13 protein-coding genes are annotated in these 14,750 nt (G+C 70.0%); 7 read left to right on the forward strand and 6 right to left on the reverse strand.

The annotated features are described in order from the left end of the window. Together ABZ484_RS36100 and ABZ484_RS36105 are read right to left on the reverse strand one after the other, a co-directional pair. The coding region (locus tag ABZ484_RS36100) for a Clp protease N-terminal domain-containing protein (RefSeq protein ID WP_358870203.1) at positions 1 to 669 on the reverse strand (669 nt) is incomplete at its 3' end. Between the two features lie 295 nt (positions 670 to 964). Further along, positions 965 to 1,906 carry a cation diffusion facilitator family transporter gene (locus ABZ484_RS36105; RefSeq protein ID WP_358870192.1) on the reverse strand — a complete coding sequence of 314 codons (942 nt, stop codon included), beginning with the start codon at positions 1,904 to 1,906 and terminating at the stop codon, positions 965 to 967. Between the two features lie 151 nt (positions 1,907 to 2,057). On the opposite strand from ABZ484_RS36105, the gene ABZ484_RS36110 reads away from it, so the two are divergent. Then, entirely contained in the window at positions 2,058 to 2,600 is a 543-nt protein-coding gene (locus ABZ484_RS36110; RefSeq protein WP_358870193.1) for a hypothetical protein, read from the forward strand. 59 nt (positions 2,601 to 2,659) lie between these two features. Here the strand turns inward: ABZ484_RS36110 and ABZ484_RS36115 are convergent, their stop codons facing one another. Continuing rightward, positions 2,660 to 2,869 (reverse strand): DUF2945 domain-containing protein, encoded by a 210-nt coding sequence (locus tag ABZ484_RS36115; RefSeq protein WP_358870204.1) that lies wholly within the window; start codon positions 2,867 to 2,869, stop codon positions 2,660 to 2,662. Positions 2,870 to 3,199: 330 nt separating this feature from the next. On the opposite strand from ABZ484_RS36115, the gene ABZ484_RS36120 reads away from it, so the two are divergent. Continuing rightward, positions 3,200 to 3,577 (forward strand): DUF488 family protein, encoded by a 378-nt coding sequence (locus tag ABZ484_RS36120; protein WP_358870194.1) that lies wholly within the window; start codon positions 3,200 to 3,202, stop codon positions 3,575 to 3,577. A gap of 30 nt (positions 3,578 to 3,607) precedes the next feature. Here the strand turns inward: ABZ484_RS36120 and ABZ484_RS36125 are convergent, their stop codons facing one another. Then, positions 3,608 to 5,383, reverse strand: coding sequence for an FUSC family protein (locus ABZ484_RS36125; protein ID WP_358870195.1), 1,776 nt, complete (start codon positions 5,381 to 5,383; stop codon positions 3,608 to 3,610). Between the two features lie 186 nt (positions 5,384 to 5,569). On the opposite strand from ABZ484_RS36125, the gene ABZ484_RS36130 reads away from it, so the two are divergent. The 3 genes from ABZ484_RS36130 to fdhD all read left to right on the forward strand — a co-directional run bounded on the left by ABZ484_RS36130 (position 5,570) and on the right by fdhD (position 9,761). Then, on the forward strand, positions 5,570 to 6,196 hold the full coding sequence (locus ABZ484_RS36130) for a DUF1345 domain-containing protein (protein WP_358870196.1): 627 nt from the start codon (positions 5,570 to 5,572) through the stop codon (positions 6,194 to 6,196). A gap of 227 nt (positions 6,197 to 6,423) precedes the next feature. Further along, on the forward strand, positions 6,424 to 8,802 hold the full coding sequence (locus tag ABZ484_RS36135) for an FdhF/YdeP family oxidoreductase (protein WP_358870197.1): 2,379 nt from the start codon (positions 6,424 to 6,426) through the stop codon (positions 8,800 to 8,802). Next, a complete protein-coding gene (fdhD, locus tag ABZ484_RS36140) occupies positions 8,790 to 9,761 on the forward strand; it encodes a formate dehydrogenase accessory sulfurtransferase FdhD (protein ID WP_358870198.1) in 972 nt (323 codons plus the stop codon). The genes ABZ484_RS36135 and fdhD overlap by 13 nt, the downstream gene beginning before the upstream one ends. Here fdhD and ABZ484_RS36145 read toward each other — a convergent pair. Next, a complete protein-coding gene (locus ABZ484_RS36145) occupies positions 9,715 to 10,644 on the reverse strand; it encodes a LysR family transcriptional regulator (RefSeq protein ID WP_358870199.1) in 930 nt (309 codons plus the stop codon). The two genes, fdhD and ABZ484_RS36145, sit on opposite strands and share 47 nt — an antisense overlap. Positions 10,645 to 10,738: 94 nt before the next feature. Here ABZ484_RS36145 and ABZ484_RS36150 point away from each other — a divergent pair, with 94 nt between their 5' ends. Next, positions 10,739 to 11,335 (forward strand): thioredoxin domain-containing protein, encoded by a 597-nt coding sequence (locus ABZ484_RS36150; RefSeq protein ID WP_358870200.1) that lies wholly within the window; start codon positions 10,739 to 10,741, stop codon positions 11,333 to 11,335. 72 nt (positions 11,336 to 11,407) lie between these two features. Here the strand turns inward: ABZ484_RS36150 and ABZ484_RS36155 are convergent, their stop codons facing one another. Beyond that, a complete protein-coding gene (locus ABZ484_RS36155) occupies positions 11,408 to 13,654 on the reverse strand; it encodes a hypothetical protein (protein WP_358870201.1) in 2,247 nt (748 codons plus the stop codon). 284 nt (positions 13,655 to 13,938) lie between these two features. On the opposite strand from ABZ484_RS36155, the gene ABZ484_RS36160 reads away from it, so the two are divergent. Further along, positions 13,939 to 14,448 (forward strand): hypothetical protein, encoded by a 510-nt coding sequence (locus tag ABZ484_RS36160; RefSeq protein ID WP_358870202.1) that lies wholly within the window; start codon positions 13,939 to 13,941, stop codon positions 14,446 to 14,448. The last annotated feature ends 302 nt before the right edge of the window (positions 14,449 to 14,750 follow it).

The raw sequence follows: 14,750 nt of genomic DNA on the forward strand, positions 1-14,750 counted from the left end.
CGTCTGCTCGATCTCCTCCGCACGCCCCACCACCGGATCCAGCCTGCCCGCCTTCGCCTCCTCCGTCAGATCCCGCCCGTACTCCTCCAACGACGTCGACGGCTGCCGCCCGGCCGCCTGGGCACCCTCCGAGCGCGCCGGCCTGTCGGTGAGGCCGCGCAGCTGCTCCGCGTCCAGTCCTGAGTCCTGGAGCAGACGGGCGGCCCCGCTGCCGGTGCTGTCCAGGAGGGCGCCGAGGATGTGCTCCGGGCCGATGTAAGAGGCACCGGCCGCCTGCGACCGGCCGTACGCGTCGGCGAGGGTGCGCTTGGCGGCCGGGGTGAGCCCTGGCTCGGCGGACGGCTCACCCGACTCCTTCGGCAGCACCTCGGCGATCTTCGACGCGAACACCTCGGGGTCGACTCCGGCCTGGGACAGCAGGCTTCGCGAGGGATCGACCTTGGTCGCCGCCCACAGCAGATGGTCGGTGTCGAGGTCGGAGGTGCCGTCCTCCAGCGCCCGCCGCGCCGCCAGATTGAGCAGCTCCTGCGACGGCTCGCTCAGCAGCCGCCCGATCGGCACCCGTTGCACCGCCGGAGGCGACGTCGCGGGCGACATCCCGAAGAACCGGTTCAACAGCTCACCGAACGGATCCGACGAACCGAAGGCTGAGCCGAACGACATCGACATGAGAACCAACTCCAGATGCGCGTTTCGGGTGGTCATGAGCTGTCGCACAGGCCTCCCGCCGGAGGTCCGATCGGTGCGCAACCATTGCCGTCTCTCAGACCAAGCTATCTCCGGGCGCCGACCCCGGCAGCTTCTCGGGCCGACACTGGACCGCCCCACAACAGACGTTGTCGCGCGCTCCAAAAGCCGTCACGTGTCGCATCGCGCGCACGGCGGGGCGCGGTAGCCTCGCTTCCCCTGCCGCTCCGGACCGAAGGCGAAGCGCGAGATCAGCGGCCGGCCGGGTCGTCCGGTCTCAGTCGCCGTGGCGGGGCGGCGTCGGGTCCAGGTAGACGCGCCCGACGGCCGGGAAGAGCGTGCGGAGGCGGGACTCCGCCTCCTCGCAGGCCGATTCGATCTCGTCGGAGGTGGACAGGCCACGGAAGTCGACCTTCGCCGCGATGAGGATCTCGCCCGGGCCCTGCACCAGGGTCGTCAGCTCCAGGACGCTCTCGATGTGCCGGATGCCCGTCAGTTCCCGGCGTACGGCGTCCCGCACCGGGGCCGGCAGCGCACGGCCGATGAGGAGTTCGGTGTTCGAACGGCCCAGGACGAAGGCGACGAGGACGAGCAGCAGGCCGATGAGGATGGAGGCGACACCGTCCCACACCCCGGATCCGGTGAGCTGACCGCCGAGCAGACCGAGCGCGGCCAGCGCCAGACCGATGAGGGCCGCCGAATCCTCCATGACGACCGCCTTGACGGCGGTGTCGGGTGTGTACTGAAGGTAGCGCAGAACATGAACTCGAAAGTGTCTGGCTCTCCCGGTGGCCTGTTTGAGCCCCGTACGCAAGGACAGGCCCTCCAGGACGAAGGCGACGGCGAGCACGATGTAGGCGATCAGGGGGTCACCGGGTGTCTCGCCGTGCGTCAGGGCGTGAATGCCGTCGTAGACGGCGAACACGCCGCCGCCGACGAAGGTGGCGACGGAGGCGAGCAGCGCCCAGATGTAGCGCTCGGGTCCATGTCCCAGAGGGTGGTCCTCGTCAGGGGGCTTCCTGCCGCGTTTGAGGGCCACCAGCAGGAGCACTTCGGTGATGGTGTCGGCGACCGAGTGTCCGGCCTCGGACAGCATGGCGCTGGAACCGCTGATGACGCCGGCGACGGCCTTGGCGAGCGCGACACCCAGATTGGCCGCCGCCGCCACGACGACGGTGAAGGTGGATCCACCCGCTCCGGGACCGCCCGAGGAGCCCACCCGGGGATCCAGAACCGGACCGGTACCACCGGTACCACCGGTATCCGTACCCGTCCTCCGTTCCGGTTCATCCCGTGCGCTCATATCGGCAGCGTAGGCCCACCTCCTGATGCGAACGAGACAACATGCCCCCCACGAGAGGACGATGGTCATGAGCGGTGACCGCATCTGCGACATCTGGGGGCCCCGCACCCCGCACACCGCGGGCACCCCGTGGCCCGAACGGGTGGACCAGTTCCTGATCGACGGCGTCGGCGAGGCCGACGTCGACACACGGGTGCGCGGCGCCTGCCTGCTGTGCTCCAACGGGTGCGGCCTGGAGGTGGCCGTCCGGGGCGGCCGGATGGTCGGGGTGCGGGGCCGGGCCGAGGGGCGTGGGCGCCGAGGCGCTGGCCCCCGTCCTGGCCCGCCTGGACGCACCGCAGGAGCCGTCCCCGAGCGCCTCCACCCCCAAGGAATCAGCGTCGTCCGGACCGTCCCGGCGGGACTGCTGCGAGACCTTCAGGACCTCTACCAGTTCGTCAGTCTCGTCGACATCACCTGGAGCCTCGTCAAGCAGGCGGGTCAGGCCCTGCGCGACGGGGAACTGCTGCGCGTCATCGACGACTGCGCCGTGCGGACCACGGCTCAACTCGACTGGCTGCGCATGCGGATGAAGGCCGCCGCACCGCAGACGCTGCTCGTCGCGAGCTGACCGCTCGTCGCCCGCTGACCGCGCGCTCGTCTTCGGCGACTTCCTTCCCCGGCTTCCTGCTACAGCTTCGTCAGGGCTCTTCCTTTGTGCATGGCGATGTGGCCGGTCTTGTCACTCTTGATCTCGTACTGCGGATCGTCCTTCGAGCAGTGGTGCGTATGACCCTTGTAGTCCACGTCGTGCGTGTGCTTCTTGACGATGACGCCTGCCACGTGTCCGGCCTCCGAATTCCAGCGCACGTGGTCTCCGACGTCGAACTGCTTCACCATTCCAGGTCCCTTCGACATGTCACGTCGATCCGCCCTCGTTCCCCCGGATCGCGAGTTCTCCAGGATCACGCGGTCGCGGATCGTACGTGGACACGGCCGCCTTCGACCTTCACCTCTCCAGCAGCACCGGACGGTGGCTCCGTGGCGCCGGTTTTCTCATGGTCCCACGCGGTCGGAGGGTCGGCTATCCCAGCATCCCGCCCAGCCCAGCGAGCAGTTCACCGGCCGGAGGGCGTCTGCCGCCGCGTCCGGCTGTTCCTGTCACTCGGCTATAAAATGGTCAGCCGGGTGATATCTGCTCCACGGCCGATCGAACCGGAGGATGCCGTCATGGCCGGACACGTCACCTACCGCAGGATCTACGAAGAACCCTCGCCGCGGGACGGCAAGCGGGTGCTTGTCGACCGGCTGTGGCCGCGTGGCGTGAGCAAAGAGGAAGCCGACCTGGACGAGTGGCTGAAGGACGTCGCGCCCTCGACCGACCTGCGCCGCTGGTACCACCACGACGTGGAGCACTTCGCCGAGTTCCGCCGCCGCTACATCGCCGAGTTGCACGATCCCGAGCATCAGCAGGCCGTGGAACAACTGCGCGACCTGGCCGCCCATGACACGGTCACGCTCCTGACCGCCACCAAGGACGCGGACCACAGCGAGGCCGCCGTACTCGCGCAGTGGCTGAACCAGGCCGAACCGCACGGCACCGGCTGAAGCGACACCGGCCCTCGCTCCTCGGCCCCGTCACTCCCACCGATGGTGCAGGAGACGCTCCAGCAGCCGGTAACCGCGTTGCTCCGCCGCGGCCAGTTCGGCGGGATCGATGCCCGCCGGCCACAGCTCGCCCGCGGCGGCGTCGTCGGCCTCACGCAGCTCCACCACGGCCTCGGCCAGTCGCACCTGGATGTCCGGGGGCGGCGGTCCGCAGGGACCGGCCAGCGCCCGCTCCGCGTGTTCCGCCGCCCGGGTGCACGCGGCCAGCGCACTCTCCACCCGCACCGCGGCATGGTCGTCGACCACCAGCAACGCGCAGACCAGCCCCACGGCGATCCCCAGGAAGCTGGCGAGCCCGCGGTCGTGGACGAGTTCACCGGCCGGAACGGGGACGGCCATGTCGCTGAGCAGCAGGGCGAGGGGCGTCACGAAGACGACACCCAGGCCGTAGTTGCGGACGACGGCGTACTCCAGCAGGAACTCCAGGAGCACGATCACCAGCGCGAGACTCGTGGGATCCGGGTGCGCGGCCAGCACGCCGAGCGCGATCAGCAGTCCGACGACGGTGCCCAGCGTCCGCTGGGCGGCACGTTGCGCGGTCGTCCGGATGTTGACCGAGTGCAGCACGGCGGCCGCCGAGATCGCCGCCCAGTAGCCGTGCCCGAGGCCCAGCAGCAGCGCCAGCCCGCCGGCCACCCCGGTGCCCAGGGTCATCCGCAAGGCCGGAACGACCCTGGCCGAGATGTGGCCGGGGCCGCGGTGGCGCGGGCCCAGCATCAGCTCGGAGGCGCGCTGGACGGCGGTGCCGGCCTCCACGGCGGCCTGCCCGGCCCCGTGCCCGGCACCGCCACCTGACGCGGCCGCCGGACGGGGCGCGAGTCCGGGCAGCAGCGGGGCGACCCGGCGGCGCCGGTCCGCGAGGAGCAGGGCCTGCCGGCGCAGGCGCTCCGGCGTCACGGCGACGTCATCCGGCGACCGCCGTACGGAGCCGATCAGCAGGGACCAGGACATGTCCGTCAGACGCGCGCAGGGCCCCTCGTGGCCGGCGCACCGCACGTCCGCGGGCGGCGTGAGACCGAGGGAGTGGTACGCGTTGAGGACGGCCACCGTCGCTCGGTGCCGCTTCCGTCCCGTCGCCTTCCCGGCGCCGTCCGCCTCCAGGAGTTCCGCGAGCGCGCGCAGTGCCGCGGCGACGGCCAGGCGCTGGGGGCGGTCCGGGTGGACGAGCCGGCCCACCAGGGCCAGTCCCCACGCCACCGCCGACGCCGCCGCGGCCAGCCCGGTCCTCGGCAGGACATCGGCGAGGGCGGTGGAGGTGTTGGCGGCCACCGCGAAGGAGAAGAGCAGCAGCACCGCACCCAGCCCGCCCAGCCGGGCGGCGTCACAGGCGAATTTGGCCAGCCCGGCGACCAAGGCCGTCGCCAGCACCACCGCGACCGCACCGGCTCCGCCCGCCCGCGGCTGGGCCGGCACCGCCAGGGCCGCACCACAGCCCACGCACGCCGTCATGGCGACCCCGACCAGCGCGAGCACTCGGGCGCGGCGCGGATAGGGCAGATTCCGCCCGAACGTGGTGGTGAAGGAGCCCAGCATGGCGTACACCGCCAGATCGGGCCGCCCGGCCAGCACGATCGGCAGGGCCACCAGCGCCATGGCCAGGGCCGCGCGCAGAGCGAAGAGAAACGCCCCGTCCACCCGGTGCACGGCCAGCGCGCCGCGGGGGGAGAGCACCCGGCCCACCCCGGAGAGCGGGCGCGGCCGGCCATCACTGATCACGGCGGGAAAGCGCCGGCGCGAAAACGGCATGGTCGGTGTGTGTCCTCTGCCCTGCTTATGAGGGATCAATGCTTCAGATCAATGCTTCAGATCAATGCTGTGGCGGGATCGGCGCTATTACGGTTTCGACGCTCAGATCCGACGTACGGGCTCGATGCTCCGAATGGGTGCGGAGGCCCGCGCCGGGTGGAGGGAATGCCACTACTGTGGTGGCGCATGAGCACGTGCCTGCCGCTCTCCGTAATTCCGCGGCTTGCTTGCGCGGTCATCGTGGGCGCTGTGATCGGCGCTGTCGTCGCCTTGCCGACCGACATCCCGATGGGTGTCCTGGCGGGCATCGCCGCGACGGAGACCTTTTTCGTGGTGGTGGGCTGGATCGTGCTGTGGCCGATGGACGCGGCCGAGACACACCGCCATGCCGGACGCGAGGACCTGCGGCCCGTGGCCGAGGAACTCGTCGTGATCGCGGCGGCCTGCTGTGGACTGCTCGGCATCGCGGTGCTCCTGCTCAGCAACTCGGACCCCGTTCATGCCGCGGCGGCGCTCTGCGGTGTGTTCATGGCCTGGTCGGCACTGCACCTGATGTATGCCACTCGCTACGCGTACCTCTACTACCGGTCGTCCGAGGGCGGGATCGATTTCAACTCCGACGTCCCACCCGCGTACCGGGACTTCTTCTACTTCAGCTACAACCTCGGCATGACGTACCAGGTGTCGGACACCGACATTTCACGTTCGGGGATCCGTGCCATGGTATTGCGGCACTGTCTTCTCTCCTATGTGTTCGGCACGAGCATTCTGGCGACCGCCATCAATCTCGTCGCGGGAATCATCACGCGCTGAGCACCAGCATCGCGTGCTGTGCCGCTCCGGTCAAAGAGGGTTCCCCGATCGCCTGATAAACGGCGGCTGTCTCACCGGGATGAACCGGCCCCCCAGGGGATGATAAACGGCGCCGATCAGCTCATCGAAAATCCCTCTTTGACTGCCTGCCGCGACGGGGCGGAGGCTTGCCTCGCACCCTGAGTGAATGTTCACGGACAATACGACAGGAAGAGGCGCACCGGACGATGAGCGGCATCGAGGACCCGAGCGACGACCTGTCGGTCACCCCGCCCAAGCGCTGGGCCGCGGGCGTACCGGCGGTGGCCCACGCGTTGGAGTACTCCCTGGAACAGACCTCGGTGCGGCGGACCGCCCTGACGCTGCTGAACATCAACCAGGTCAAGGGGATCGACTGCCCCGGCTGCGCCTGGCCGGAGCCCGGGCCGGGCCGGCGGCACCGCAACGAGTACTGCGAGAACGGCGCCAAGCACATCAACGACGAGGCCACCACCCGCCGGGTCACCGCGGACTTCTTCCGCGAGCACCCGGTCGCCGAGCTGGCCCGCAGGTCCGACTACTGGCTCAACCAGCAGGGCCGGCTCACCGAACCCATGGTCAAGCGGCCCGGCGCGACGCACTACGAACCGATCGGCTGGGACGAGGCACTCGGTCTGCTGGCCCGGGAACTCAACGGCCTGGACTCTCCCGACCAGGCCCTCTTCTACACCTCAGGACGGCTGAACAACGAGGCCGCCTTCCTCCTCCAGCTGTTCGCCCGTGCCTTCGGCACCAACAACCTGCCGGACTGCTCCAACATGTGCCACGAATCCAGCGGATCCGCGCTCCAGGAGACGCTGGGCATCGGCAAGGGCAGCGTCTCGCTGGACGACATCCACCACGCGGACCTGGTCTTCGTCGTCGGGCAGAACCCGGGCACCAACCATCCGCGCATGCTCTCCGCCCTGGAGGAGACCAAGCGCAACGGCGGCCGGATCGTGGCGGTGAACCCGCTGCCCGAAGCCGGCCTGATCCGCTTCAAGAACCCGCAGAAGGCGCGTGGGGTGATCGGCCGCGGCACGCAGATAGCCGACCAGTTCCTGCACATCCGGCCCGGCGGCGACCTCGCCCTCTTCCAGGCGCTCAACCGCCTGCTGCTGGAGGCCGAGGACGCGGCGCCCGGCACCGTGCTCGACCAGGACTTCATCGACGACCGCACCACCGGCTTCGCCGAGTTCGCCGCGCACACACGGACGGTCTCCTGGGACGACGTCCTCACCGCGACCGGGCTCACCCGCGAGGAGATCGAGCAGGTCCACCAGCGGGTCCTGAACAGCGGGAAGGTCGTCGTGTGCTGGGCGATGGGACTGACCCAGCACAAGCACGGCGTTCCCACCATCCGGGAAGTCGTCAACTTCCTGCTGCTGCGCGGCAACATCGGCCGGCCCGGCGCGGGTGTGTGCCCGGTGCGCGGCCACAGCAACGTCCAGGGCGACCGCACCATGGGCGTGTGGGAGCGGATGCCCCAGTCCTTCCTGGACGCCCTCGGCCGCGAGTTCGCCTTCACCCCGCCCGCCCGGCACGGCCTGGACTCGGTGAACGCCATCCGGGCCATGCGCGACGGCCGCGCCCGGGTCTTCCTCGGCGTCGCCGGCAACTTCGTCCGCGCGACACCCGACAGCCTGGTCACCGAGGAGGCGATGCGACGGTGCCGGCTCACCGCCCACATCTCCACCAAGCTCAACCGCTCGCACACGGTCTGCGGTGACACCGCCCTCATCCTCCCGACGCTGGGCCGCAGCGACCGGGACATCCAGGCCACCGGTGAGCAGTTCGTCACCGTCGAGGACTCGATGAGCCAGGTGCACGCCTCCCGCGGGCGCCTGGCGCCGGCCTCCCCGCACCTGCTCAGCGAGGTCGCGATCATCAGCCGCCTGGCCCGCGGCACCCTGGGGGACGAGCCGGCCGTCCCCTGGGAGGAGTTCGAGTCCGACTACGGCACCATCCGGGACCGGATCGCCCGTGTCGTGCCGGGCTTCGAGGACTTCAACGCCCGCGTCGCCGAGCCCGGAGGCTTCAACCTGCCCAACCCCGTCAACCGCGGGATCTTCCCCACACCGAGCGGCAAGGCCGTCTTCACCCGCAACGAGTTCACCATGCCGCACGTTCCCGCAGGGCATCTGCTGCTGCAGACCCTGCGCTCCCACGACCAGTGGAACACCGTTCCGTACGCCATGAACGACCGCTACCGCGGCATCCACGACGCCCGCCGCGTCGTCCTCGTCAACCCGGCCGACCTCAGCGCCCTCGGACTCGCCGACCGCGACCAGGTCGACCTGGTCAGCGTCTGGCACGACGGGACCGAGCGCCGCGCGGAGGACTTCACCGTCGTCGCCTACCCGGCGGCCCGCGGCTCCGCCGCGTCCTACTACCCGGAGACCAACGTCCTGGTACCGCTGGACAGCGTCGCCGACATCAGCAACACCCCCACCTCGAAGGCCGTCGTGGTACGCCTGGAGCCCACCGCCGCGCGCGGCGCGGACGAGCAGAACCAGCTGCACCAGCTCGACCAGCAGGGCCGGCAGAGCGTGATGGCCGGAAGCGGGCGGGGACCATGGGCCGAGTGACCGCACGGCGCAGGGTGCTGCGCATACGGGACGGCGTGCCCTCGTACCGGCCGGACACCCTGGCCGCCGAGGAACCCCTGGAGATCCGGGTCGGCGGGCGGCCGCTCACCGTGACCATGCGCACCCCGGGCGACGACTTCGACCTGGCCGCCGGGTTCCTGGTGAGCGAGGGCGTGGTGCACGCCGCCGAGGACGTCAGCGCGATCCGCTACTGCGCCGGCGCCACAGCGGACGGCGGAAACACCTACAACGTGCTGGACGTCGCCCTGGCCCCCGGCGTGCCGGCACCGGACGCGTCGCTGGAGCGGAACTTCTACACCACGTCCTCGTGCGGGCTGTGCGGAAAGGCGAGCCTGGACGCGGTACGCACCTCGGCCGCATGGTCGGTGGCCGAGGACGCGCTGCGCGTGGCACCGGAGCTGCTGTCGCTCCTGCCCGACCGGCTGCGGGCCGCGCAGCGGGTGTTCGACAGCACCGGAGGCCTGCACGCCGCGGGCCTCTTCACGGCCGACGGCGAGCTGCTGTGCCTGCGCGAGGACGTGGGCCGGCACAACGCCGTGGACAAGGTGGTGGGACACGCCCTGCGGTCCGGGCTGCTGCCGCTGCGCGAGACCGTGCTCATGGTGAGCGGCCGGGCCTCGTTCGAACTGGTGCAGAAGGCCGTCATGGCGGGTGTTCCGATGCTCGCGGCCGTCTCCGCCCCTTCCTCACTGGCCGTGGACCTGGCAGCGGACAGCGGGCTGACCGTGGTCGGTTTCCTGCGCGGGTCCTCGATGAACGTCTACACGGGAGCCGAGCGCCTGCCACACCAGCTCGTCGGTCGACCGGGGGAAGAACCACCGGGAGATGAGCCACCGGGAGAAGAGCCACCGGGAGTAGAGCCACCGGGCGGAGAAGGAGCCGGGAGCGAGGTCAGTCGGAGGCCCACGCTTCCGACAGGCGGTCCAGCGCGGCGGTGATGTCGGCACGGCGGGCGATGCCGGTCAGGGCCCGGGCCATGACCGAACCCGGCTCCCGGGCGGTGGTCACGAGGCCGACCCGCACCGTCCGGGCGGGCTCCACGAGGGGGACCGCCCGCATGCCGTGCGGCACTCCGAAGACATGCAGCCAGGCGTGCGGCACGACACTCGCCCACTGCCCGGTCCTGACGTGGGCGAACAAGGTGGCCACCGAGTCGGTCTCCACCCGGGGCGAGGGCCGCACGCCGGCCTCGGCGAACAGCTCGTCCAGCACCCTGCGGCCCTGCATGGTCCCCGTCAGCAGGCACAGCGGCAACAGCGACGCCTCCGCCCACGTCGCCGTCGTCCGATGGCCCACACCGTCGGCGGCGGTGGTCAGCAGCACATACCGCTCCTGGTACAGCGGGGTGGTCCGGAAGCCCTCCGGCAGATCCTTGTGGAGGTAGGTGATACCGGCGTCGAACTCGAAGTTCTGCACCTGCCGGAGAATGTCCTCGTGCTGGAGGTCCGCCATGACCTCCACGCCGACCAGCGGATGTGCCACGCAGAACGGGCTGGTCAGCAAGGAGACCGCACCGGTCGCGGTCGGAATGACGCCGATGCGCAGGGTGCCGCTCAGCCCGGTGCGCAGGGCGCCCACCTCGTCCTTGAGGGCGTCACGGTCGGCCAGGATCCGCTGCGCCCACACCACGATGCGTTCTCCCTCGGGTGTGAGGCCCTCGTACTTCCGGCCGCGCCGGACCAACGGAACGTCCAGTTCCTCCTCCAGCTTCCGGATCGCCTCCGACAGCGCCGGCTGTGAGACGTAGCAGGCCTGCGCGGCACGCGCGAAGTGACGTTCCCGGGACAGGGCCACGAGGTACTCGAGTTGACGAAACAGCACGCCAAGGGTCTACCCGACGATGCTCCGGAATGCCAGTCGCCGGCCCGCCCGCCTTCATCGCGCTCGGCCAAGTCGTCTGTGCGAAGCTGAGAATATGGTCAAGATTCCGAAAAACACCACGGACACCGACGGCACCACGCTCTATTACGGAAATCCGGACACCCGTCATACGCTTCAAGTGTTCCTCGAACTGCGCGACCGGGCGAGCCACCGCATGGCCGACAGCCTCCTCGGCGTCTTCCGTCAGGTCGCCGACGAGGGAAAGTACGTCGTGAAATTCCATTTCGCCGCACTGCTCGACGACACGGTCGGCGGTGCCGGCTCGCAGCGGGGTCTGAGCGCGCTCGGCGCGGCCTCCGACGTCGGGCAACGGCAATTCATCGACTATCTCGGTGTGCTTTTCGCCCACCAGCCTTTCCCGCCCGGCGAGGACAAGTTCGCCGACCCGTCCGTACTGCTGTCACTGGCCGGCGAGGTCGCAGGGCTGAGATCCCCGGAATTCGACCGCGACGTCACGAACGGCACGTACATGGGGTGGGCCGGAGAAACAGTCGGGAACTTCCCGTCCTTCGGCCTGGTGGGGACACCGGTCGTCTGGCGCGACGGCGAAGTGATTCCCGTGGTGAAGAACGTCGACGACGGCCCGGCGATCAGCCCCGAGGAGTTCCTGGCCCGGCTTCGGACGCGGTGACAGGGCAACGCGCGGGGGCCCGTACACCGGCTGTGTACGGGCCCCCGGGGCGGTGTTCCTACGTCGGAGGAACTACTCCCGGGCGGTCCTTCGGCGTCGCATCCACCACAGGAGGGCTCCGCCGGCCACGGCGAGTGCCGCGGCGATGCCGCTGATCAGGCCGATCGGGGCGTCGTTGCCGGTGTGGGCGAGGTCCCCGCCGGGCTCGCCGGGCGCGGGGGCCGGGGAGACGGGCGCACTGGCCGTGGGTGCCGGACCGGGGGTGCTGCCGCCGCCCTGGCTGTGGGTCGGGGAGGGGGTCGGCCCGGTCGTCCGCGTCGGGGTGGGCGTCGGCTGTCCCCCGCCGCCGCTGCCGGTGTCGTCGGCGGCGGTGTTGCCGCCGAGGAGCAGGCGTCCCTTCGCTTCGGTGTCGTCGGTGAGGGTCCGCACGCCGGTCTGCGTCTGCCGGGGCAGATAGCGGTGCTCGGCGGTGAAGCGGACCTTGCTGACGTTCTGCTTGGGCTGCTTGCTCATGTCGACGCCGCCCACGATGTAGATCTGCGTGGTGCCGTTCGCGGGGACGTCGTACTGGAACTCGCCGTGCGTGTAGATGTAGCGGTACTTCTGGAACAGGGCCTCGCGGGTCCAGTTCTGGTTGGGGGCGCGCAGCGGCCAGCGGGAGACGTCACCACTGTTGATGATCTTGTGGTAGTCGGTGGGCGCCTTGGCGTCCTGCTGGCGGATGTACTCCGCCGCGACACGGGCGGTGTAGACGCGCCGCAGATCCGCGTACTGGGGAGCGGTGTTGATGGTCTTCTCCACCGCGGGCACGATCATGCGGTCGATGACGCGCTGGGCCGCCCTGGTCTCCGCCTCGTTCGGCGTGCAGATCGGTTCGCCGGGGCCCGGGGTGCGCGTGGTCTGCGCCGTCGACTTCAGGCGCAGCGGGGTGTCCAGGATGTAGATACCGCCGTCCTGCTCACGGACCTGCGCGGTCTTCGGCTCGATCCAGTTGCGCAGGCCGGGCATGCACGGACGGCCGTTCTGCTGGGGCAGGGCCGCCCAGTACCGCCTGCCCAGGTCGGTCTTGGGGTCCATGGCCTTGTAGAAGTCGTGCTTCATCTGGAGGTCGGCCTCCAGCAGCACACGTCCGGCGTCGGTCTTGCCGAACCTGGCGTCCATGATGCGGTCGGGCTCGTCCGGGTTGAGGTTGACCCAGAACTTGTCCGGGGTCAGGGCGAGCCAGGTGAAGAACGCGTCGGAGATGAGCTGGGCCTTCGCCTTGCCGCCCCAGCCGGACCGCTCGCTGGGATCCTCCTTCGCGTCGAACGCGAAGTCGACGCCCTTGCCCTTGACCGGCTTGCCGATGTACTTCAGGTCCAGCGTGGAGAAGTCCACGCCGCCGGGGCCACGGGGAAGGCCGCCCGGGTTGGCCATCCGGATGCGCTCCAGCTGCCGTGCCATGTCCGCGGGAGTGGGCCGGGACTGGCGGATCAGGTCGGTGGCGCCGCCCCGGCTGGTGCCGGACTGGCCGGGTGGCTGCAACAGGCTGCTCGTGGCGCGCTGGCCGCCCTTGGGGGCGAGTTCCACGCGGTCGGAGCGGTAGTTGTACTCGGTGACCCGGTTCCCGCCGGCGGTCTGCCTCAGTTCCCGCAGGAAGTTCTTCGCGTCGCTCTTCTGCTCCTCGGCGAAGACGTACTTCATCCGGGAGTCCTTCCAGGCGGGGTCCTTCGCCCAGGCCCGGTCCTTGGGTATCTGCTCCCGCTCGGGGGAGCCGTTCGACTTGATCTCCAGGATCTGCTTCGTGCTCTTGTTGTAGGCGTCGAGCTTGCGCCGGTAGGTCTTGCCGGTGTCGGGGTCCTTGAACTCGACCTCCTTCTGGCAGATCCAGTCCGGTCCGACCAGGCCGTGATCCTTGATCACCTTGCGCTCGAAGGCGTAACCGCGAGGGTAGTTACCCGAGTTGGTGATGTACTTGGCGTCACGCCAGTCGCCGAAGTTCGCCCACGCGCTGGGATTCTTCTTCCTGGCCTGGAGCCAGGACCACCAGATCCGGTCGACCGGCTTGGACTTCGGAGGCTGCTTCGCCAGCTTGTCCAGCCGGTCGATGTCCTCCTGGGACGGGCCCTGGAGACCGTCCCACTGCTTGGCCGGGTTGACGTATTCGTAGGTGTCCCACTGGGACTTGGCGCGGGAGGCGTCGAACTCCGGCAGCCCGACGGTCGGGCTGGTGGTGCTGGGCAGGCCGTACATCTCGTCGCAGCGCTTGCCCGGGTCCAGCGGCTTGGGCGCCGGAGCGGCCTGGGCGGACGTCAGCCCGGTCAGGCCGGTGACGGCCATGACCGATGCGCACATCACAGTGAGCGAGGAGCGGCCCAGAGCGCGCAGTCGCCCTGTTCTGGTCGATAATGTCACGATGCGTGTGTCCCCCTGGGGGCCCAGCAGAGCAGGGCTCCGTGGCGTCAGGGGCCCCCGTGCAGTGTGTGACGCCGCAGAGCGACACCAACCTTAGAAGTTCCTGTGTGCCCAAATCGCCGACCCGTTCGACGCGTACACGGTCAACTCCGTTCTTTCGCAGGACCGTTACAAGAGTGGCCGCCCGGCGGACGCTACGGTCGGTTGTCATGACCGAAGAGGAGTACGAGGACCTGCGGGAGCTGGACCGGCTGCGGTCGGACAATCCGCGGCTGAACGGCTGGCTGGAGTCGATGCGGGAGAGGTTCCCGGCCTGGAACGAACGGCACGGCGGAGGCTGGGACTTCGGCCTGGCGTCCCTCGCACGCCTCGAGGAGCTGGTACGGAACGTCTACGACGGCAGCTGCGCGCGGGCGGACGCCGACAAGGACAGCGACTTTCTCGAGGTCGCCTCCTGGTATCTGGGTGAGGTCCACAACCGGCACTACGGGTCGGTGTGGCAGTGGCACCCGGACTCCCTCGCGGTCGATCCGCCGGTCCGCCCGTTCGTCATCCAGCCGTTCGAGCGGCTGGAGGAGTTCCCCGACGAGGACGGCATCGAGGAGGACGGCCGCCCCGTGTACACGCCGGTGGAGCGGCTGTGCGGGTTCATGCTCCCGGGCCAGGGGGACCTGGTCGAGGACACGCTGATCCACGTACCGCCCTCGGACCGCTCCTGAGCCCGGGGAACCGCCGATGAGGGGATCCTGTGACGGTCGCCCCGAGGTGACCTCGTGCTGATCGTCGCTCAGTACACTCTGTCACCCGTGCGGGGCTGTGCGTGTCGGGGCGGGCAGGGAGTGGGGCGGTGCCGGTGACACCGGAGGCCGGATACAGGGTCGGGGGCCGGTACCGGCTGCTGGAGACCATCGGCCGGGGCGGGATGGGCGTCGTATGGCAGGCCCGCGACGAACTGCTGGACCGGCGCGTGGCCCTCAAGTGCGCCCGCCCGGACGACGCCAGGGGCGCGCACCGGCTGATG

The sequence above is a fragment of the Streptomyces sp. NPDC006393 genome (assembly GCF_040628575.1).
In the GTDB taxonomy this organism is placed as follows: Bacteria; Actinomycetota; Actinomycetes; order Streptomycetales; family Streptomycetaceae; genus Streptomyces.